Below are 21,701 nucleotides of genomic sequence, written 5' to 3' on the forward strand. Positions count from 1 at the left end.
CAATTTTTTTCTTCGAGGGACCTTTTCTGGCAGTCTTTGCTTTGCCCGTTTTGGTTTCCCCCTTCTTAGTTGCGCCCATAATAAAGAATTGTATAAAAATTGTTCTATATAAAAATTACTGATGGCAATCACAATGCGTGGTCTTGAGAAACCACAATACAGGAAAGGAAATGAATGAGAACATGAGGACATATTACAATTTCATAAGGGGGCATAGTGCATTGAACGGAAAAACACCGTCAGAGATGGCAGGGATTGGCTTAAATCTTGGAAGGAATAGATGGTTTGGATTGATTGAGCGAGCTATCTAACTGGTATGATGGATATTTTAGTACAGTTTCCAATCAATACTATATATAATCCCTGCCATTTGAAAAATCCATTGAAACCATAAATTTCCGCTCTCGAACCCGCCCATCCACCAAAAAGATTAAACTCTTGTATTCCATTTTCATCTTCTACAATGAAAATTCCCGGAAGGAACGGGTATCTATAACTCAAATCGATTTTTTCTTCATCAAAATCTCTCACATAATATACATTAGAGATTATGAAAAGTGCGGCATTGTAATATGTTCTGTCGCCATAATTTGTCTGTGGTAGTATTGATACCTTTTTATCATTACTATCAGCGATTGATACCATCGCTGTGCTTAAAAGGATGCCAATGATGCAGGCAACCAGTATGTTTTTTCTCATACTCCTTCTTCCGATATTACTTAATTTCTGCATTAAAAGAAATAAATAAAAATTCATTTATAAAACTATTCATCACATTACATAATCACCTACGACTCGAATGTAATACCCAACTAAAAATCATGGAAAAGCCCCGTATTTGACAGCCACCATTCATGCCTCGAATTTATTGACAGAACTGCCTTGTCCTCACCACAATTTTTATAAATACTGGTTGTATTATCATAATTGTAGGCCCAAGTTCATTCGGTTGCCCTCTGAGCTTTTGCTATGAAGGGAGTTTTGTCCATCTTGGGCTAAATGACATGGAGATTTGAGAACTCCGCATAGAGCGTGCTCTCTCAAATCTGACACACGCATTGGCACAATGGTGATGTTTGGTCGGTTAATATACGTGACCATTTCCTAGCACAACACCGGTTGATCCTGCCGGAGGCTACTGCTATTGGAATCCGACTAAGCCATGCGAGTCTAAAGGACTTCGGTCCTTGGCGGACGGCTCAGTAACACGTGGAGAACCTGCCCTCAGGTGGGGGATAACCCCGGGAAACTGGGAATAATACCCCATAAGTCTAGGATGCCGGAATGCTTCTAGGCTGAAAGTTCCGGCGCCTGAGGATGGCTCTGCGGCTTATCAGGTTGTAGTGAGGGTAACGTCCTCACTAGCCTATGACGGGTACGGGCCCTGAAAGGGGATGCCCGGAGATGGACTCTGAGACACGAGTCCAGGCCCTACGGGGCGCAGCAGGCGCGAAAACTCCGCAATGCTCGAAAGAGTGACGGGGGGATTCCAAGTGCCTACGCTCAGCGTAGGCTGTTCAGATGCCTAAAAAGCATCTGGAGTAAGGGCTGGGTAAGACGGGTGCCATCTGTGGCAGCAGCCGAAGATTTGGCTTGCTACTGCAAGGCATAAGCCGCCGCGGTAATACCCGCGGCCCGAGTGGTAGCCAATTTTATTGGGCCTAAAGCGTCCGTATCCGGTCTGGTAAATGCCTGGGTAAATCGTAAGGCTTAACCTTATGAATTCCGGGTAGACTGTCAGACTTGGGACCGGTTGAGGAAGAGGGTACTTTAAGGGTAGGAGTGAAATCCTGTAATCCTTGAAGGACCACCAGTGGCGAAAGCGCTCTTCTAGGACGGGTCCGACGGTGAGGGACGAAAGCCAGGGGAGCAAACCGGATTAGATACCCGGGTAGTCCTGGCCGTAAACGATGTGGGCTTTGCATTGGGGGTTTTACGAGAGCGCCCAGTGCCGAAGCGAAGGCGTTAAGCCCACCGCCTGGGAAGTATGGTCGCAAGGCTGAAACTTAAAGGAATTGGCGGGGGAGCACAGCAACGGGAGGAGCGTGCGGTTTAATTGGATTCAACGCCGGAAAACTCACCGGGGGAGACTGCCGTATGTGGGTCAGGCTGAAGACCTTTCCCGAATAAAAGGCAGAGAGGTGGTGCATGGCCGCCGTCAGCTCGTACCGTAGGGCGTTCTGTTAAGTCAGATAACGAGCGAGACCCCTGCCCTTAGTTGCCACTTTGGAGTCCGCTCCAAAAGCACACTAATGGGACCGCTGGTGATAAACCAGAGGAAGGAGGGGGCAACGGTAGGTCAGTATGCCCTGAATCCCTCGGGCTACACGCGCGCTACAAAGGCTGGGACAATAGGTTGCAATGCCGAGAGGCAAAGCTAATCCCGAAACCCAGTCATAGTTCGGATTGAGGGCTGTAACTCGCCCTCATGAAGCTGGATTCCGTAGTAATCGCGGATCAACATCCCGCGGTGAATATGCCCCTGCTCCTTGCACACACCGCCCGTCAAGCCAGGCGAGTTGGGTTTGGGTGAGGGTCTGCTTTATGGCAAATTCGAACCCATGCTCAGCAAGCGGGGCTAAGTCGTAACAAGGTATCCGTAGGGGAACCTGCGGATGGATCACCTCCTACGTTTATTTTCGACCAAACGCCAAATTTGTGCCAGTGCAAAGATGGGCCGGTAGATCAGTGGAAGATCGCCTGCTTTGCAAGCAGGAGGCCATGGGTTCAAATGCTGGGCATCCGGCAGAATATCCCATCCGGTCCATTCCACGCCAGTTGGTCTGTACAGTATCAATTGGTATGGACTGAGAAATGGCATGAGCTGCCGTTTCCGTGAAGTCATGCATATGCAACCTGGACGTAAAAAAGAGCTGCAAAGTCATCTGGGGAATGGCTTGGCTCAGGCACCGAGGAAGGTCGTGCCAAGCTGCGATATGCTCCGGGTAGGCGCAAGGAGCCTTTGATCCGGAGATTACCTAATGGGTCTTCCTATCACGGTAAACCCGTGATAATTCCGCATGGAATTGGGAACGCGGGGAATTGAAACATCTTAGTACCCGCAGGAGAAGAAATCAATTGAGATGCCGTGAGTACTGGCGAAAGAAAGCGGCACAGGGCAAACCGAATCTTTTGTCGAAAGACAGGAGAGATGTGGTGTTCGGACCCCATTACTTCCTCACTGGCGAACTCGAATTTGCCTGGAATGGCATACCATAGAGGGTGATAGTCCCGTAGAGGTAAGTCAGAAGGAAGATTGCGGGTGTTCCAGAGTAGCGCGCGTTGGATATCGCGTGTGAATACGGGAGGCATAAACTTCCAACCCTAAATATGTCCTGAGACCGATAGCGCACTAGTAGCGTGAGCGAAAGATGAAAAGTACCTCAAATAGAGAGGTGAAAAGAGCCTGAAACCAGATGATTACAGACGTATAGGGCGTGAAAGCGTTGCACCTCTGCTTTGTAGAGGGAAGGCAGCGTCCTATTATACGTTTCGAAAAATGGGCCAGGGAGTTTCTGTTAATGGCAAGGTTAATCTCGAAGGAGAGAAGCCGTAGCGAAAGCGAATGCCCGCAGGCAACGAGGGGCAAGGTGTGTTCGCCTTGAGTCATTGGCAGACGACCCGAAGCCGGTCGATCTATGCGTGGCTAGGTTGAAGCCCAGCGAAAGCTGGGTGGAGGACCGAACCGATACTGACGTGCAAATCGTTCGGATGAGCTGCGTATAGGGGTGAAAGGCCAATCTAGACCGGTGATAGCTGGTTCCCCCCGAAACTACTTGCAGGTAGACCTCTGGCGAGGTAGGTGGTGTGGTAGAGCACTGATCAGGCAGTTAGGGAGGGAAACCTCTCGCTGTTTTGTCAAACTCCGAATGCGCCACCGCTGTAGACCCAGGGAGTAAGGGCATCTGGGGTAAGCTTGATGTCCGAAAGGGAATAAACCCAGCTCTACGTTAAGGTCCCTAAGTATCGGCTAAGTGTTATCTAAAGGGAGTTCATATCCTAAAACAGCCAGGAGGTTGGCTTAGAAGCAGCCATCCTTTAAAGAGTGCGTAACAGCTCACTGGTCGAGGGTGTGGGCACCGAAAATGGACGGGGCTTAAGTCGGTCACCGATACGTAGACATGAGAATGAGTAGGGGGGCGCCGTGCGTGGGTAGAAGTTGGGGCGTGAGCTCCAGTGGACCGCGTACGGTCGAGAATCCTGGTGAGAGTAGCAGCAAAGTCGGGTGAGAATCCCGACCGCCGAAGGGGCTAGGGTTCCTTGGCAATGTTCGTCAGCCAAGGGTTAGTCGATCCTAAGGCCTGTCCTAATTGGAACAGGTCGAAAGGGAAGTAGGTTAATATTCCTACACCACTACAGCCTTTGCTTCATACATGACGCATCTGGATAGACTGAGTAGTGCCGTCGCACTATCCAAGCGTTTAAACCCGGGGAGTACCGTAATGGTGAGAACCGAGTGAATGCGTGATGGGGTTTCTAATTGAGGGAACTTCAGTTGATTCCTGGTGCCCGTGAAAAGTGTATGAAGGTCATCTGTAGTGTTCGTACCGAGAACTGACACAGGTGCCCCTGGGTGAGAAGCCCAAGGCGTGTCGGCATAATCCACCTGAGGGAATTCGGCAAATTAGCCCTGTAACTTCGGGATAAGGGGTGCCTGCCTTGTAGAAGGCAGGCCGCAGTGACTAGGGGACTCCGACTGTTTAATAAAAACACAGGTGGCAGCTAGCCCGTAAGGGTGTGTATTGCCGCTGAAACCTGCCCAGTGCGGGTACCTGAAAGCCCAGTCCAATGGGAAGAAGGGCCTGTAAACGGCGGGGGTAACCATGACCCTCTTAAGGTAGCGTAATACCTTGTCGCTTAATTGGCGACTTGCATCAATGGTCCAACGAGAGTCCTACTGTCCCCAGGTGGAGCCCGGTGAAATTGACTTACTGGCGCACAGTCCAGTACCGTCCAGCTGCAAGAGAAGACCCCGTGGAGCTTTACTACAGCCTGTTGCTGGGATACGGTCTTGAGAGTGCAGTGTAGGTAGGAGCCGTCGAAGCCAGGACGCCAGTCCTGGTGGAGGCGCCAATGAGACACTACCTTCCCAAGGTCGTATTTCTAACCCGTAAGGGGACACCAGCAGGTAGGTAGTTTGGGTGGGGCGCCACGCCCCTGAAAAGATATCAGGGGCGCCCAAAGGCCATCTCAGCCCGGTCAGAAATCGGGCGTAGAGTGCAAGGGCAAAAGATGGCTTGACGCGAATTCGCAAAGCAAGAATTCGCGATGTGAAAGCAGGGCCTAGCGAACCAATGCTTCTTATTTATGGGGGGCATTGATAACAGAAAAGTTACCCCAGGGATAACTGAGTTGTCTCCAGCAAGAGCCCATATCGACCTGGAGGCTTGCTACTTCGACGTCGTCTCTCCGCATCCTGGCAGTGCAGCAGCTGCCAAGGGTAGGGTTGTTCGCCCGTTAAAGCGGATCGTGAGATGGGTTTAGACCGTCGTGAGACAGGTTGGTTTCTCTGCGCTGGACGTGTTGATGCCTGAAGGGAAGAACCCCTCGGTACGAGAGGAACGGGGGCTCGTAGCCTCTGGTTTACCAGTTGTCCGACAGGGCATGCTGGGCAGCTACGCTATAAAAGATAACCGCTGAAAGCATCTAAGCGGGAAACTTACCCTAAAACGAGGCATCTATGGGACTCGGGTATAAGACCCGGTTGATAGGACTGGGGTGTAAGCAGCAAGCTTCGGCGAGCTGTTCAGCCCGCAGTTACTAACCGTCCTGCAGCTCTCGTTAAACAGGTTGCGTATGCTTTATGGGCTTGATGGTCATAGCAGCAGGGAAACACCCGGTCTCATCCCGAACCCGGAAGTTAAGCCTGCTACGTGCTATTGAGTACTATGGTGCGCGAGCCCATGGGAGAGATACCCTGAAAAGGGCCCGGGTCTATGGCTTAGGCGGAGAGCCCTGTTGTCCTTCGGGACTTCGGTGTAAACTCTGCTGTTTGAAGGCTATAGATCCTCGGTTTGCTATCAAGCCCTTCTTTTCATTTTTTGATTATTTTACACTTATATTTCTATGTCAACAATTTTGTTCATCAAAAACAGTATAAAGACGGATTGCATTATATTATTGGCGGAAAAAATGAAAGGAAAAACAGCAATAGCATTGCTGATGGCTGGACTGTTCATCCTGCCAATTACAATGGGGCTATTAGTAAACGCGATGCATTGGCCAGGTGAACCAAACGAATTGCAACCGCCATACCACTATCCAAAAAATATAGGGGATATCATCGCCGCTGAATGCCACTGGCAAAAGAAAATAGGTCAAAACCGATGGGACCATGCTCTTATATACGTTGGAGAACTTGGAGATGATGATTGTGTAGAAGCCGATCCCCACATGGAATATGGATTCCCACAATATCTGTGGAAAGGCAAAGTTGAATACACGAGTATAAATAAGACACGCGACGATTATAGATGGGGGCATGCCCAAGCAGAAGTGGACACAAGTCAGTCTATCAGGGATCATGCTGTAGAATTTGCAAAGGATAGAGCAGATCAGGAGAGGAAATTTGATTTCAGCTCCTCTGGTAATAGCAAACAAATAGACGGTCCAACTTGGCTTCCAGCAGGCAAGTACTATTGCACCGAGATAGTATGGGCAGGCTATGCAGATGGAGGGAAAGACCTAGATCCAGGTTTGTACAATCCCGTTTGGGTGGAGGAACTCATCTACCACAGCGATGTTGATATATACTGGCAGTGGGGTGGTCCTGACTAGTCATGCAGCAAGCTTTCAAGGTAGCTCTGCCCTCTTTCTTTTATTTTTTCTAAACAGCAAAAACTAAATGACAAAAAGGGGTAGAATGAAAAGAGAAATGATAAAGAAAGTTGTTATCATCCCAATAATTCTTATTCCTATACTAGTAATGGTTTCTTCATCGATGAATTTACAGGAGGGAAAAGAAAATGTTAACGAAGAATGGAACAAAACATTTGGAGGAAACTATAACGATAAAGCAGAATGGGTTGTACAAACAAATGATGGGGGGTATATTATTGCCGGATACACTGGTTCTTATGGAGCTGGAGACCTTGATTCGTGGATCATAAAGACTGATCCAAATGGAAATGAAATATGGAATAAATCATTTGGAGGAAAAAAAGAAGATGTTGCATACTGCGTTAGAGAGGTGAATGACGGAGGATATGTAGTTACAGGATACTCCCGTTCTTTTGGAAATGGAAGGGAAGATGTCTGGCTAATAAAAACAGATGAAAATGGAAATGAGGAATGGAATAAAACATTTGGAGGAAAAGAAGGAGAATATGCATTATCTGTGATACAAGCAAAAGATGGTGGATATGTTATTGTAGGGAATACTGAATCTTATGGAGCTGGAGATAAAGATATATGGCTAATAAAAACAGATGAAAATGGAAATGAGGAATGGAATAAAACATTTGGAGGAAGAGCTACAGAATTTGGAAATTACGTTATACAAACAAGAGATGGAAGATACGTTGTTGGAGGAGAAACTGAATCTTATGGTCATGGGAAATTAGATATATGGCTAATAAAAACAGATGAAAATGGAAATGAGGAATGGAATAAAACATTTGGAGGAAGTAGTATGGACAGAGGAGAGGACGTTATCCAAACAAAAGATGGTGGCTATGCGATTACTGGAGAATCAAGACCTCATATAACGGTATGGGATGATGTCTTTCTCATAAAAACCAGTGAAAATGGAAATATGGAATGGATTAAGTCATTTGAAGGAATACATCAGGATCTCGGATATTCCATCATCCAGACAAACGATGGATACCTAATTGGAGGAACGACACATTCTTATGGTGCTTCAGCTTTAGCAAATTTCAAGGCTTGGTTGATAAAAACAGATAAAGGTGGAAACGAGCAATGGAACAAAACATTTGGTAAAAGAGGAAGGGAATCAGCAGATTGTATCATACAAGCTAGCGATGGTAGCTACATATTTGTTGGAGGTACTGATAGTTATGGTGCTGGAAAGGAAGATGCATGGTTAGTAAAATGCCAGGATTATCCTCCTCCAAAAATAAAAATTGTGAAGCCAAGAAAAGGATGGCTTTACATATTTGATAGAAAAATAATTCCAATTGGAAAAACGATAATTTTAGGAGGAATTACAGTAAAAGTTGAGGGTTACGATTCTGAAGAAAAGATAAATAGAGTTGAATTTTATCTAGATACTCCAGAGGCTTATGAAAGAGAACCTAGAGCAATTATTTACGAACCTCCATATGAATGGAAATGGGATGAGCCAGCAATTGGCCCTTGCTTAATAACATCTGCAGCTTATTATGGTAATACCGAAGCTCATGCGGCCGATATAATAAATTTATGGATATTCAACATCTAATATACCTCTTATTTCTTGGTTTTATATAGGTAGAGCCCATGGGAGAGATACCCTGAAAAGGGCCCGGGTCTATGGCTTAGGCGGAGAGCCCTGTTGTCCTTCGGGACTTCGGTGTAAACTCTGCTGTTTGAAGGCTATAGATCCTTGGTTTGCTATCAAGCCCTTCTTTTCATTTTTTGATTATTTTACACTTATATTTCTATGTCAACAATTTTGTTCATCAAAAACAGTATAAAGACGGATTGCATTATATTATTGGCGGAAAGATGAAAAGAAAATATAAAACAATAGGTGTGTTGGTGGTGGTAGGGGTATTTGTTATACCGATGATGCCAGTAAAAGCTTGGACTCCTCCGGATGATGCAAGAGACATCGTTGTTACAGAATGCAAAGGAATTAGAGATCTGCCAGGTGAATTAGATCATACTGCAATATACGCTGGCAGTAACGAGATATTAGAAGCAGATCCACGTTTCGAGAAATGGAAACCATGGGAAAGATGGCTTTATCCAACAAATCATAGGCGATTACATCAAAAATCATATTCTGGCAATGAAAACTATGGAAGAGCCGAAAGAGACGAGTTAGATGAATTATTTAATCCAAAATATTACAGCATACAAATATACCTAAGGGTACCGGATGCATACTCTGTTTTACCAGATATCGTTGATTTTGCACAAGATAAGGCGGATCGCAAATGGGTAGTAGGAGGAATACCAAATAAATCGAGGCCATTTGATTATATATCTTTTTGGAGTGAATACACAAAACAGGTAGACAACCCCAATGACCCGAATTCTCTTGGATTTGGATATTATTGCTCAGAGCTAACATGGGCTGCATATAAATCAAAGGACTTCAACTTAGATCCCAATGGCAATGAAGTCAGACCGCAAGACATTTATGATAGCGATATAACTGAGGAATATAGAAGATACACAACATAAATTAAAATCCTCTTTCTTATTTATTTTTATTTTTAAAAATGAAAAAGAAAATGAAAAAAATAATAATTTCTCTTTGTATCGGAGTATTTGTAGTACTCATTCCGTCAATATCATTCAATTTAACTAAAGATTTAACTAAAGAGGAAGACGAAGAATGGAATAAAATATATGGGGAAAGCTTTGCTGAAGCATATGACATTGAACAAACAAGTGATGGACATTTCATTATTGCAGGGCACACTAAAAATTGGACTGCATGGCTTCTAAAAATAGATAAACAAGGAAATGAAATATGGAATAAAACATATGGAGAAGGAATATTTTATAGCATTGTTGAGACAGAAAGTGGATATACCATAGGCGGATATACTGAATCACGTGGAGCAGGAAAAGGAGACTTTTGGCTTGTTAAAGTGGATAAACAAGGAAATGAAATATGGAATAAAACATATGGGGAGGGAAATATGGAATCGGTAAGAAAGGTTATATCAACAAAAGATAGATACCTTATGGTTGGAATAAAAAGGTATCCGCCTAGAGAGGATGGATACAGCGATTCTAATATTTGGCTTGTTAAAGTGGATAAACAAGGAAATGAAATATGGAATAAAACATATGGAGGGAATTGGACAGAAGATGGACAAGACATTATAGAAATAGAAGATGGGTATTTAGTCTCAGGAAGAACATATTCATATGAAAAATATGGGGGGTGGGACACTTGGCTAATTAAAATAGATAAACAAGGAAATGAAATATGGAATAAAACATATGGATGGTGGGATTTCGAAACGGAAGCTTACATAATTGAAATAGAAGATGGTTACATGATTACGGGATCCACTCTTTCTACTTATGTAGGATTTTGCGTTGGGTATCTAATAAAAGTAAATAAGGCTGGGGAAGAAATATGGAGTAAAAAATATGGATATAAAGCAGAGAAATTTCGAGATATTTAAAAAATAGAAAATGGATATATTTTAGTAGGGCTTACTGAGGGATATGGTGTAGGAGATTTTGATGCTTGGCTTTTAAAAATAGATGAGGAAGGAAATGAAATATGGAATAAATCATTTGGAGGAAGAGGAAGAGATCGTGCTTATTCAATAGAAATAAAAAACGATAATTATTTTATTGTTGGAGAAAAAATAGAAATGCATGGATTATAAAATGTGCTGATTATCTCCCACCTAAAATAAAAATAGTTAGACCAAAGGAAAATTATCTGTATATTTTTGATAGAGAAATAATGCCATTTAACAAAACAATGGCACTCGGGAGCATCACTATAATTGCTGAAGTTTATAATCCTATAAATGGTACAATAAAAAGAGTAGAATTTTATCTTACTTTTTCAGGGAGAAAATATGAATACGAGCCAAGAACAGTTTTATATTCTCCTCCATATGAATGGAAATTTGATGTGCAAACGATCTCGTTGTTCAGGCCAGTGGAAATTACCACTGCTGCCTACTATGAAAATGCAGGAGGAGTAGCAGTAGATAAAAAAGAGGTTTATATTATAAAGTTGGCGGCTTCTGTCTCTACCTTGCATTCATAAGGTTTGCTATCAAGCCCTTCTTTTCATTTTTTGATTTATTAGCTCGAAAATGATATAGAAAGCAATAAAAACCGTCGGGCATTTATTCTAATATGAGTATTGAAGTTGAAATAAAGGACATGAAACAGCGTTTAGCTGAAATTTCAGATAAGCTGGATGAACTACTGCAGGAAAAGGAAACCATTTCAATTATGAAACTGTCAGAAAAATCTTTATCTAAATTCTTTAATAACGAACCAGACATTTACAAAATAGAAGATTTAAAGGTAAGATACAAATGAAAGGAAAATTTGTTTTGATTCCATTTCCATTCACTGATTTAGCTATCGCAAAATTAAGACCGGCACTGGTAATCCACGAAGAAAAGAAAGATGTCATTGTTGCATTTATATCCTCAAGAATTCCATCGGAGATATCCATTACAGATGTGGTTATAACCGCTGAACATCATGCCTTCAAAAGAACTGGTTTAAAGGTTGATTCTGTTATAAAACTTGACAAAGTTGCAACCGTGTTAAAAGATTTAATTGTTGGTGAGCTAGGAGAGGTGGATGAAACTTTGCGAAAAGAAATAAATGAGAAATTGAGAAAGATATTCACAATTTGAAGTCATTTTTTCAACTCAAAAGTAATATGCTATCAAGCCCTTCTTTTCATTTTATGTTTTTCGTATTTTTATTGTCCTATTTTTGTTGTTCTCCCAGAACAATTTTGTCGGTAGAAATCAATATACCCCCCCGCATTACATTATTGGTGAGAAAAATGAAAACGGAGCAGGGCGGAAATTTAGAAAAGGAACCTAACCCTGCGGGTCAAAAAGGAGGGAAAATGCCGAAAATAAGAAGAGCATGCCCGAAAGGTGGAATTCCGACTGAGGCGCTATATAAATATCGGAAAAACAAAAAGGGGGAAAGATAAAATGCCAATGGAAGAACCCATATATGAAGACACCGCGACCCCTGGCTGCGGCGAAGGTTTACTCTTCTTCTGTGGACTCGACGAACAATATTTCTGTTCCGGCCTTTTATTCAATTTTTGGTGTAGTGTGCCACAACGCCCATTCGTTCTAGCAGTAGAGTAGTTGCTCCCTAGCTAGAAGGAACTACTATAACCTCCGGAAATCAGACAACGATTTAGTTAGACTATTAACTAGGAGATGTATTCCAGATGTATCCAACGTTAGAAAAAAACATTGAGTTAAGGTTTCAACCAACAGAAGCAGAGGTAATAAATAGAGGGAAGTTAAACTTCACGGCGGTTAACGATGTTGGGGCGGAAATCCTTGCGAGTTGCGATGGGAAAACTCCTATTGATGAAATATGTAGGAGAATGGCCCAGAGACACGATGACACCGTTAGAAGGGTGAAACCGATTATTTTAAGGTTCCTAGAAAAGGCAGAGAAAAGAGGACATGTCTCCTTTCATGACATATCTCAAGATCATTGTGGCACTATCTCAGGCAGCCGAAAGTATTTTACGCCAATACAGGCGTCTGTAGAGCTTACTATGGCATGCAATCTTAAATGCAGACATTGCTACGCGAATTCGGGGACATCAAAATCCAACGAGCTCTCTACGGAAGAATTTTTAGATATCTTTAGCAAGCTTTACAAAGTAGGCGTTGTTAGAGTGACTCTTACGGGCGGAGAACCTTTGCTTCACAATGATCTTCCCGAAATCCTAGAATTTTGCTTCAAAAAATTTCATTTGCAATTACTGACAAACGGTATTGGCGTTACCGAAAAAATAGCAAGACAATTATCTAGGTATATAGTCACTACACAACTCAGTTTGGACGGAGATAACTCGAAAACACATGACTACATGAGGGGAAAGAAGGGGGTCTTCGAAAAAACCATTAAAGCGATTAAAATACTAGTCAGACATAGAGTACCCACAGTTGTTGCCATGTCGGTAACACCATTCAATATAGACCAAATTGAGGGATGTCTTCATCTTGCGCTAGATCTAGGGGTTGCAGGATTCAGGGTAGGGGGTTTAACCCCAACTGGAAGAGCAAAGGATCTTGGATGGGAATTAAATGAAGAAGAATATAACGGGGTAAGGAAAACCAGGAGGAAACTTGCGAATAAATACAAAGACCAAATTTGGGTAGAATCGGAGGAAAGCTTAATTACCGGGGAAGAACGGACTGAAAAATCAAATGATAGGAGGAAAATAACTGTTGAGACAAAAGATAAGCCAAGGAAAATTAAACCGAGAAATTGTGGCGCAGGTTATAGAATGTTAGTGATATCTCCTACTGGAGAGGTTAGACCATGCCCTATTATAAGCGACGAAAGATTGGTTATTGGAAATATAAAGAACGAGGGCATCAAAAATATCTTAAATCATAGAATAGCAAAAACCTTGCCGGAAGTCATTGCTCCAATCAAAGAAATCTGTGGCGAATGCAAGTATTTTTATAGATGCGAAGGCTGCATAGGTACTGGCTTAGTACAATGTACGGAAATAGAAGATTGCAACTGGGCAAAAAAAGAATTAAGAAAATTACCAAAAGTTCAAGGGAAGTTTTAAAAAGTTGTATGCGTTGGAAAGAAACATGGATAAGATGAAGAAGTTAATGAAGATGATAGCCATTCCGATGGTGATACTATTATTATCTGCAAGCAGCATGACAAATATAGCTTGCAACGTAAAAATTAATCATCAGCTTCAACAATCAATCGATGAAGTCGTACTTCAAACCAATTTCAAGCCTCATGTTGTTGTAGCTATGATAGATTCTGGCATAAATGTTTACCACGAGATATTCAGAAGAGAAGATATGGTGCAGCACCCTTCTACATATATTGGAGGATTTCCGGAAGATGCAGAGGCAATCAATTTAACTTTTGGTGATGATTGGGAAAGCAACTATGAGAATGATAAGGAAATATGGGAAAACCTTGAAGAAAAAAAATTATACTGGTTTCCGCATACAAATATCATTGGCATATCCTTTGGGCAGTCAACTTGGTATGGAAGAGAAGAGCCTGGAGATCCTATTTTAGATGATGTTGGCCATGGAACAAGTACATCTTCTATTATAGAAAAAATAAATCCTAATGTAACAATTTTGATGGTTGAAACGGGAGGAAATAAACTGAAAGAGGCTTTGTCGTGGACAGTAAATCGGTCATGGATTGATATTATTGTTCCCGAGTTTGGTGTCTGGTATCGTCCACGCATGCTTTTCTGGACAACAATTTGGTGGTCTGGCTTTCAAGAAATTTCCAAAAGAGGAGTGAAAAATGGAAAAATAATTGTTACAGCCGCTGGCAACAGACCATGGATAATCCCAGAGCTTTCTTACATATCCGGACCACCATGGGTTATTTCCGTTGGAGGAGCAGAAGGATATTGTCATGGAATAGACTTATCGACAGCCAAAAGTGCTGACTACGTTTCAACATTTACGAGAAAAATTGCATTTCATTTTAATACATCAACATACTGGGTGGGGTCAGGAACAAGTTTATCTATTCCGACGGTAGCAGGTACGCTATCTTCAATCATTTTAAAGATAAGAGAGGAATTGAATGAATTATACCTATGGAATAAGGAATGGGGCATTGATTGATGTCCCAGAAGAAGGAATTCATATTACAAACTGGGATATAAGGAATACACTAAACCATACTGCCACCTATTGGAACACAAGTGATTGGAGTTTTTATGACTGGATATTTAAATGGCCATGTAGAAATGCAATTGATCCTTATACTGGTGAACCTGTTTCTTTATGGCTCAAAATTTTATTGAGGATAGTGACTGCAAATATCCCTGTAAACCCAGTTGCTCCTTGGCTACAAATGAGTTGGGGATTTGTGAATGAAAGCATAGTAAATGATACAATAGATGTTTTACTCGGCAAAAAAGAAATGCCGGAGAAACCAGAAGGGGCAATAAGATATATGGAAGCCATCTATAAAATTCGAGAAATGATTTGGAGAAGTTATTCATGATGGACAACATCGTACTATGCGGAATGAGCAATGATCAAAGAAATTTGTCGAGGTGAATTAAGAAACGATGTCAGCGATCATAACCACTGATTTAATAAAGAAATACAAAACCTCCTTTTCCCTTAAAAAACTCTTAGGAAAAAGAGATTTTATCCAGGAGACAGTAGCATTGAATGGCCTTTCATTTTCGGTTGGTGAAGGAGAAATCTACGGGATTTTAGGTCCAAATGGAGCTGGTAAAACCACTTTAATCAAAGTCTTAGCAACGATATTGTTGCCAGATGGTGGGGATGTTGAAATCCTTGGCTATAAGTTGCCTAGAGATGAAAAGAAAGTGAAAGATTTAATTGGTTTAAGCCTTGGGGAATATGAAAGAACATTCCAATGGAGGATAACTGGGAAACAAAATTTAGAATTCTTTGCAGCATTATTTGGCACACCGAAAAACTCTGTAAAAGATAAGATAGATGAGGTTTTATCTCTAGTTGGCTTAGAAGATAAAGCAGACACGTTGTTTTTGGAATATTCCACCGGCATGAAACACAAGCTAGCTATTGCTAGAGCATTACTTAATGATCCAGAGGTATTGCTCTTCGATGAACCAACAGCTGGTCTAGATGCTAAAACATCAAGAGAGGTTGGTAATTTTATAAGAACATTAACAAAAAATGGTACAACCATTATCTATACGACCCATCGCCTAGAAGAAGCTGGGAATCTCTGTGATAGAATTTTAATTTTAAATCAGGGGAAAAAGGTTGCGGAAGAGAGCCCAACCAATTTGAAAAAACTTGCTAGTGAAACAGAGGTTTTGCAAATAGAATTGAATGAGGTTAACGATTTATTGTTAGAGCAAATCCAAAATCTAGATGGAATTAAGGATGTTTACCTGACCGGCCCAAGGATAATAAGAATTCATTGTAACCAAATAAACGGGTCGATATATTCAATTTTGGATTTGATAAAATCAAAAGACGTAAAGATAAACCAAATATATTCTTTCACGCCATCCGTACAGGATGCATTCCTAAAATTGACTGGTGAAGAAAAATGAAAAAGTTAATATTAATTTCTTTAGGTATCGAAATACCAATCTTTATCATGGTCTTGCTGTCAATAGCCTTGAACTACAATCCACAAGATTTCATATCGATCGCTCCTTATATTTTGCCGTTTATACTAATTTTCTCGTCTTTAACATTGATATGGTTTTTAATGGGAAAAAGTGGCTCTTTTCGGGTAACATATGCATTTATTAAAAGAAGGTTTCAAGTTTTCACATCTTACAAGTTTCAAATAATATTTACTATTTTTAATATCTTTTTAATGGTCATCATTTTTTATATTGTTGGCAAGCCTTTCGTAGAGATAATGTTTGCTTCTATGTCTGGTGGATTGCTAAATTATGGTGGATACGATTTTCTTACCTTCATCATCGTGGGCATGATAGCATGGCCCATGCTTTTGTCTGGCTACAGTATTGCCTCGCGTAAGATAAGACAGGAGCAATATACCGGTATGTTCGAAATAATGATTCCAACAAAATATGGGGTGAAAGTTTTGCCATTTGCCTCCTTATTGACAGGAACATTAAGCTCTATCACAATGACGATATCTAGTTTGTTAGTCATAATTTTTCTCTTGCATGTCGACCTAAAATTAGGTAATCCCCTTGCTTTATTGGGATTAATCAGCATTATAATCCTCTCTCTTCTGACTATGTGGGAACTGGGCTTAATATTTGGTGGATTGACGGCGATTTATAAACAACTTGGACCAGTTAGCTCAATCCTCCAAACAATAATGATGTTTTTTTGTGGGATTTACATCCCAGTACAAATATTGCCAGCTTATATTAAGCCATTATCTTATGCCCTTCCTTTGACATACGCCTTTAGAGCTATCAGGGCAAGTATGATAAGTGGGCAGGGTATAATGGATTACTTGTGGGATGTGATCGTCCTATTTATTTTCTGCGTTATAATGGTTATAGGCGGATACATAGTGTTTACTAAACTTCTGGACAAAGCCAGGAAATATGGAACAGTTTATGGCTATTGAAGTGCTTCTCTTACGTGTATAATTTTTTCATTTTGCCAAGGTGATGTAGGATAGAGGGTAGAAAGTCGGTAGAAGAACCTTCATTCCCTGAGAGAGAAGGTAGCCATTTTCTTGATTTCTACCACCCATGCTACACCGCCTAACCTCTGGGTAACAAGGTTTATAAATCAGTGAAATATCGATATATGTTGAAAAATACGGATAAACTTTACGAAGGATCGGAAACAGGTTTGCTGCCCGCGATTTAATCCCGAACCATGAGATGAAAAAGAGATTACCTGGTGGGATAAATTGTCCCTCAAAGACTAGGTAAGATGTTTCCTTCACATTCCAGTTGGTTTCGGCAAAACTATAAGAAAAAGAGGTACAGTCGGCTCAAACGACCCGTGAACCCGAGAGCACAGGGGAGCCAACAACAACCTGTCATATACACCCAGAAGAGCCAACTGGTAATAATGCCTGGTATGTGAGTGATATTACAATAACATTAACTGCAACTGATGAGGTAAGCGGTGTAGACCGGTGTAGACTATACACTGTATAGACTTGATAATGGAGCATGGCAGGCATATACAGGGCCATTTGTTGTTGATGGCGATGGAATACATAGCATTCAATACTATTCAGTTGACAATGTAGGGAATAAAGAGGATATAAAAGAAGAGCGGGTGCGAATGAATATTTGTGGATCAGAGATAACTGTCTCAAAGCCAATGAGCTATCTTTTCATCTTCGATAGAGCAATCATGCCATTGCCTGGAGACAAGCCATTGATTATTGGAAGAGCAACAATAATAGCAACCTTTGCGGATGTCGCTACTTCAGGAGTTGACAGTGCTGAGTTATATATTGATGATGAACTCAAAACAAGCTTTGTGAGCGGAGTTGAGTATACATTGAATGAAAGGTTGCTCGGCGACCATACCATTAAAATTGTTGCTTATGACAAAGCAGGCAATAAGGCAGTGAAAGAAATACGAGCGACGATATACAATTTGAATATATTCAAAGACTTCTAACCCTCCTCCCTCCTTTCCCATCTTTTATTCACCAAATATTTTATAACATGGATTTCATTTAGTATGCAATGGAGCTTTTTGTGATACTTGTGGAGCCCAAATATTCTGGCAATGTGGGTGCGGTGGCAAGAGTGATGATGAACTTTGGTTTTCGCAATCTTATCATTGTTTCACCATCGTTTTCCGTCGACAATGACGACTGCAGAAAAATGGCTGTCCATGCCCAGGATATTTTAGATAACGCTGTCATCCTCGACAGTTTCGGAGAAGCGTTGAAACATGTGGACTATATGGTCGGCACCTCTTCCATCGACAGCAAGAATGAAAAGCACCATCTCAGAAATGCTTTGCCGCTGAAAGAATTTTCGTCAGAGGTATATAGGATGGAAGGCGCTGTAGGCATAGCTTTCGGAAGAGAAGATTACGGATTATTCAATGAAGAACTCAAACAATGCGATGTCATGCTGAAAATACCTACCTCGGATGCCTATCCCAGCCTGAATCTGTCCCATGCTGCAGGTGTTGTTTTATACGAACTGTTTTCCCAAAGAAGAGAATTCGAACAGCCCAGGCTTGCCGACAGGATAGAAAAAGAAAAGTTGTATGAATACTTCGACAAATTGCTTGAGAGCATAAACTATCCCGACCACAAAAAAGAAAATACCAAGGTAATGTTCCGCCGCATCATTGGACGAGCAATGCTCTCCAAGTGGGAATACCACACCCTTATGGGCGTTTTTAAAAAATCAAGGACTAAATAGTTTCAAGTGAAAACATAACATCCATTCCTTTCAGGGCGGTGTGGATCTTATCCGCGAGCCATAGAAGCGCCTCCACGTCTGGCTCTTCATTCCATTCGTAAACGAAGTCATAGTTCCCTCTCGAAGCTTTCAATCCTAGCTCCATCAAGCGGTTCCTAACCTCTGAGGGCAATGCTTTTGAATATTGATATGAATAGATTATCTTGTGGAACATTAGGAACCTTTCCAAATTCACAAAGTTTTCATACTCAGGGTCAACCTTCTGCTTTTTTTTGCATTTTATTCATTCTTGCAAAAATCTGTGTAATGATAGAAAAAGATGCAGAGATGGCGTTATTCCCGCGGTTAAAACACTAAATTTTTATTTCAAGACCTTATTCCTTTCTCGATGCGGGGATGGCCCAGCCTGGCAAGGCGCAGGATTGCTAATCCTGTGATCTTTTGATCTCGAGGGTTCAAATCCCTCTCCCCGCGCTATTTTTCTCAATTCACCATCGAGCAGGAGTTGTACCATCTACATACCATGAAGTTGAAGGAATTAAAGAGGCGGTTGGTGAAGGCCTTTTGCAGCTCATCTCCCAAAAACCCACCTCAAAATTTTTTGCAGTATCGATTCTTTCTTTCCAGCCTGGGGTTGGAAAACAGAGGGGGGGACAGGCAGCTCCGGTGCAGGATGTTCCACAGCACTTGTAATGCGGACTTTCATTGTCTTGCTTATTGTACGTGCACCTGTTATGAGCAAATCATTGTTATGATCTACGGCTATGCCGCGCATATAATCATCTATAAGGTTGCTTACACGTTCACCAAGAAGCATGTCCATTATTTTGTCTCCCGTGTTCTTACCATATAATGCGGCATAATACTCGTTGACGGATTCCCTATGGCCGGTTACTGCAATATCTCCATTCTCCATTATGGCTGCACCATAAAGAAAACCTTTTGTCTTCTGTGAGGTTTCCCATAAAATATTAAAGCTGTAATCAAGTTTTAGCAGATAATGCATTTCCGTGCTATCTTCCGTTTTTCCTGCCACCACAAAATTTCCTTGCTCATCTATTGTTATCCTGATCGGGGCTTTATTCCCCTTTCGTATAAATTCGCGCTTTTTCCATCCTCGCTTTCCGCCGAACTTTGTTATCATTAAATCAAGATCGTTGCCATAACTGGTAAATCCCGATGCCAGGACATCATTGTAAGCATCTACAGTGGCACCGGTATACAGTGCAATTATTCCCTTTCTGCGAATTTTTCTCCACAGAATCATGCCGTTTAATTTTGATATCTTGATGACAAATCCTTTGAAAGAAAGGGGCGCCATGGTCCCGCCGCCCACCACAAATATATCATCGTTCGAATCAACCGTTATGCCCGAGGCGATATTAACCGTGAAAGGTTCGTGCGTCTTTGTCCATATCGTATTTCCGCTGGGGTCGTATTTTTTAATATAAACCATGCTTTTCGTTCCGCCGTCCCGGGTAAATGTTCCCGCTACTATTATATTGTTTTCTGAATCCACAGCGACATCAAAAAAATAACCATACTCTCTAGTGAGTATTTCTCTAATTTTGGCAGGGATATTTTGTGCAGCCATTTTGGATGTGGAACTAAAATTGCATACTTCCGGCAAATCGGCATCCGACCACTGTTCTTCGCCGTTTTTATCATATTTTACGACAATTCCCTTATCCTCATTCTGGTTAATTCCGCACACTATGGCATTATCATCAGAATCAACTGCAATCCCCATATTTCCTGCACCATCTGTGAAATCCCGTTCCCATATAATCTCGTAGGCCTTTAATTTTTTATTTTTGTTATCCTCCATTTTCCCCACGAATATATAATGAACTGGTGCTTATAAAAGATTTTATGCGGCAGCCCGAAAAACAAAATAATAATTAAATTGTGGACAGGATTACCAAATGTTTACATGAAAATAGTAATAGTAGGGGGAGGGCCGGCGGGGTTGATATCAGGATTACATTTATTGGAAAAAGGAATATTGTCATTAGTCTTGGAAAAAAGAGGGAGATAGTCTCAACGGCTTGTGCTGAAGGATGTGACATTTCCTCACTCAAACACATCCCGTTCGATTCTTCACCCTATATTTCAAGAGAAGTAATTGGATTGAAGATTTTTTTACCAAGAAATTACTGTTTTTTTGTCCAATAGAAAAGGAGTCGTTCTTGGTAGAACCAGATGGCTTAGAGGAATTGCAACTGAATTTGTGAAGAGAGGAGGAACACTGAAAACCAATTCAGATGTTTTGTCAATAAACAAAAACTTTGTTTTTCTTGGAAACGGTGAAAAAATAAAATATGACACATTAATAGGTGCGGACGGACCTTTTTCCGTCGTAGGAAGGCACATGGGCATAAAACAGAAAGTTGTGTGCGGAGTCTAATACAAAATAAAATGCGATACCTCCGGCATGGACCATTTAAAATTTTATTTCGATAAAAGGTTCTCATCACACTATTCCTGGGTTTTTCCCAAGGAAAGTGGCTTGAATATAGGCCTTGCCGGCAAATTCAGGCAACTGAACGATTTTTTAGATTTTCTCGGGTTAAAAAGGGATATCGTAAAAAAAGAAGCAGGTGCCATTCCTATCTCTGGTATACCTAAAAAAATTGTAGAGGGAAACATGGCCTTAATTGGGGATGCGGCATCAATGACAAACCCACTATCCGGCGGGGGTATCTCCCCGATTATTTATGTTTCTGCCATTTTATCCAAAAACATTTACGACTTAGAAAAATATGAAAAGGACATAAAAAACCATCCCATGTTTTGTGCCGTTGTATCAAAAGCAAAGGATGTACTTGTGAATGCTAAAAATAGCGAACTGAGTAACCGAAACTCGGCCGATTAACCCATAGATTTCTGGTAGTTTCTCCATTAAAAAAAAGAAACCTTTATATAGTATTAACCCATATACATTAACCCATATGGCACAGATTCCGATTAAAGTTAAAAA

Annotated in this window: 22 protein-coding genes, 2 tRNA genes and 3 rRNA genes; 24 read left to right on the forward strand and 3 right to left on the reverse strand. The window is 41.5% G+C overall.

The window, feature by feature from the left end; genetic code table 11:
• Positions 1-170 precede the first annotated feature (170 nt).
• Complete coding sequence (locus tag U9O96_06630; protein MEA2054763.1) at positions 171-311, forward strand: hypothetical protein; 141 nt, start codon at positions 171-173, stop codon at positions 309-311.
• Here U9O96_06630 and U9O96_06635 read toward each other — a convergent pair.
• Positions 304-732 carry a hypothetical protein gene (locus tag U9O96_06635; GenBank protein ID MEA2054764.1) on the reverse strand — a complete coding sequence of 143 codons (429 nt, stop codon included), beginning with the start codon at positions 730-732 and terminating at the stop codon, positions 304-306. The two genes, U9O96_06630 and U9O96_06635, sit on opposite strands and share 8 nt — an antisense overlap.
• Positions 733-1,112: 380 nt before the next feature.
• Here U9O96_06635 and U9O96_06640 point away from each other — a divergent pair.
• The 19 genes from U9O96_06640 to U9O96_06730 all read left to right on the forward strand — a co-directional run bounded on the left by U9O96_06640 (position 1,113) and on the right by U9O96_06730 (position 18,721).
• A 16S ribosomal RNA gene (locus U9O96_06640) occupies positions 1,113-2,629 on the forward strand.
• Between the two features lie 45 nt (positions 2,630-2,674).
• A tRNA-Ala gene (locus tag U9O96_06645) sits at positions 2,675-2,767 on the forward strand.
• A 97-nt stretch (positions 2,768-2,864) separates the two neighbouring features.
• Positions 2,865-5,784 (forward strand): 23S ribosomal RNA (locus U9O96_06650).
• Between the two features lie 24 nt (positions 5,785-5,808).
• Positions 5,809-5,926 (forward strand): 5S ribosomal RNA (gene rrf, locus U9O96_06655).
• The 16S, 23S and 5S rRNA genes sit together here with 1 tRNA gene alongside, the layout of an rRNA operon.
• A 206-nt stretch (positions 5,927-6,132) precedes the next feature.
• Positions 6,133-6,777, forward strand: a complete 645-nt coding sequence (locus U9O96_06660) for a hypothetical protein (protein MEA2054765.1) — start codon at positions 6,133-6,135, stop codon at positions 6,775-6,777.
• 85 nt (positions 6,778-6,862) lie between these two features.
• Complete coding sequence (locus U9O96_06665; protein ID MEA2054766.1) at positions 6,863-8,401, forward strand: hypothetical protein; 1,539 nt, start codon at positions 6,863-6,865, stop codon at positions 8,399-8,401.
• A 266-nt stretch (positions 8,402-8,667) separates the two neighbouring features.
• A complete protein-coding gene (locus U9O96_06670) occupies positions 8,668-9,351 on the forward strand; it encodes a hypothetical protein (GenBank protein ID MEA2054767.1) in 684 nt (227 codons plus the stop codon).
• Between the two features lie 50 nt (positions 9,352-9,401).
• Positions 9,402-10,310, forward strand: a complete 909-nt coding sequence (locus tag U9O96_06675; GenBank protein MEA2054768.1) for a hypothetical protein — start codon at positions 9,402-9,404, stop codon at positions 10,308-10,310.
• Positions 10,311-10,600: 290 nt separating this feature from the next.
• A complete protein-coding gene (locus U9O96_06680; protein ID MEA2054769.1) occupies positions 10,601-10,912 on the forward strand; it encodes a hypothetical protein in 312 nt (103 codons plus the stop codon).
• A gap of 92 nt (positions 10,913-11,004) precedes the next feature.
• Complete coding sequence (locus U9O96_06685) at positions 11,005-11,193, forward strand: hypothetical protein (GenBank protein ID MEA2054770.1); 189 nt, start codon at positions 11,005-11,007, stop codon at positions 11,191-11,193.
• Complete coding sequence (locus tag U9O96_06690) at positions 11,190-11,519, forward strand: type II toxin-antitoxin system PemK/MazF family toxin (protein ID MEA2054771.1); 330 nt, start codon at positions 11,190-11,192, stop codon at positions 11,517-11,519. The genes U9O96_06685 and U9O96_06690 overlap by 4 nt, the downstream gene beginning before the upstream one ends.
• A 155-nt stretch (positions 11,520-11,674) precedes the next feature.
• Complete coding sequence (locus U9O96_06695; protein MEA2054772.1) at positions 11,675-11,830, forward strand: hypothetical protein; 156 nt, start codon at positions 11,675-11,677, stop codon at positions 11,828-11,830.
• Between the two features lie 249 nt (positions 11,831-12,079).
• Positions 12,080-13,450, forward strand: a complete 1,371-nt coding sequence (locus U9O96_06700; protein MEA2054773.1) for a PqqD family peptide modification chaperone — start codon at positions 12,080-12,082, stop codon at positions 13,448-13,450.
• A gap of 25 nt (positions 13,451-13,475) precedes the next feature.
• Complete coding sequence (locus tag U9O96_06705; GenBank protein ID MEA2054774.1) at positions 13,476-14,495, forward strand: hypothetical protein; 1,020 nt, start codon at positions 13,476-13,478, stop codon at positions 14,493-14,495.
• Positions 14,455-14,880: a hypothetical protein gene (locus U9O96_06710; protein ID MEA2054775.1), complete on the forward strand. Its 426-nt coding sequence runs from the start codon at positions 14,455-14,457 to the stop codon at positions 14,878-14,880. Before U9O96_06705 ends, U9O96_06710 begins: the two co-directional genes overlap by 41 nt.
• A gap of 67 nt (positions 14,881-14,947) precedes the next feature.
• Positions 14,948-15,934, forward strand: a complete 987-nt coding sequence (locus tag U9O96_06715) for an ABC transporter ATP-binding protein (protein MEA2054776.1) — start codon at positions 14,948-14,950, stop codon at positions 15,932-15,934.
• Positions 15,931-16,941 carry an ABC transporter permease gene (locus tag U9O96_06720; GenBank protein ID MEA2054777.1) on the forward strand — a complete coding sequence of 337 codons (1,011 nt, stop codon included), beginning with the start codon at positions 15,931-15,933 and terminating at the stop codon, positions 16,939-16,941. The genes U9O96_06715 and U9O96_06720 overlap by 4 nt, the downstream gene beginning before the upstream one ends.
• Positions 16,942-17,615: 674 nt before the next feature.
• Positions 17,616-17,960: a hypothetical protein gene (locus tag U9O96_06725; protein ID MEA2054778.1), complete on the forward strand. Its 345-nt coding sequence runs from the start codon at positions 17,616-17,618 to the stop codon at positions 17,958-17,960.
• 68 nt (positions 17,961-18,028) lie between these two features.
• Positions 18,029-18,721: an RNA methyltransferase gene (locus U9O96_06730; GenBank protein MEA2054779.1), complete on the forward strand. Its 693-nt coding sequence runs from the start codon at positions 18,029-18,031 to the stop codon at positions 18,719-18,721.
• On the opposite strand, the gene U9O96_06735 is transcribed toward U9O96_06730, so the two are convergent.
• A complete protein-coding gene (locus tag U9O96_06735) occupies positions 18,714-18,854 on the reverse strand; it encodes a hypothetical protein (GenBank protein ID MEA2054780.1) in 141 nt (46 codons plus the stop codon). The two genes, U9O96_06730 and U9O96_06735, sit on opposite strands and share 8 nt — an antisense overlap.
• Before the next feature lie 257 nt (positions 18,855-19,111).
• On the opposite strand from U9O96_06735, the gene U9O96_06740 reads away from it, so the two are divergent.
• A tRNA-Ser gene (locus U9O96_06740) sits at positions 19,112-19,195 on the forward strand.
• Between the two features lie 97 nt (positions 19,196-19,292).
• Here the strand turns inward: U9O96_06740 and U9O96_06745 are convergent.
• Positions 19,293-20,558, reverse strand: coding sequence for a hypothetical protein (locus tag U9O96_06745; protein ID MEA2054781.1), 1,266 nt, complete (start codon positions 20,556-20,558; stop codon positions 19,293-19,295).
• A 96-nt stretch (positions 20,559-20,654) separates the two neighbouring features.
• Between U9O96_06745 and U9O96_06750 the strand changes: the two genes are divergently transcribed.
• The 3 genes from U9O96_06750 to U9O96_06760 all read left to right on the forward strand — a co-directional run bounded on the left by U9O96_06750 (position 20,655) and on the right by U9O96_06760 (position 21,596).
• Positions 20,655-20,759, forward strand: a complete 105-nt coding sequence (locus U9O96_06750) for an FAD-dependent monooxygenase (protein MEA2054782.1) — start codon at positions 20,655-20,657, stop codon at positions 20,757-20,759.
• Positions 20,760-20,885: 126 nt separating this feature from the next.
• Positions 20,886-21,128, forward strand: a complete 243-nt coding sequence (locus tag U9O96_06755) for a hypothetical protein (protein MEA2054783.1) — start codon at positions 20,886-20,888, stop codon at positions 21,126-21,128.
• 102 nt (positions 21,129-21,230) lie between these two features.
• Positions 21,231-21,596 carry a hypothetical protein gene (locus U9O96_06760; protein ID MEA2054784.1) on the forward strand — a complete coding sequence of 122 codons (366 nt, stop codon included), beginning with the start codon at positions 21,231-21,233 and terminating at the stop codon, positions 21,594-21,596.
• The last annotated feature ends 105 nt before the right edge of the window (positions 21,597-21,701 follow it).

Source organism: Candidatus Thermoplasmatota archaeon (assembly GCA_034660695.1).
Classification (GTDB): domain Archaea; phylum Thermoplasmatota; class E2; order UBA202; family DSCA01; genus JAYEJS01.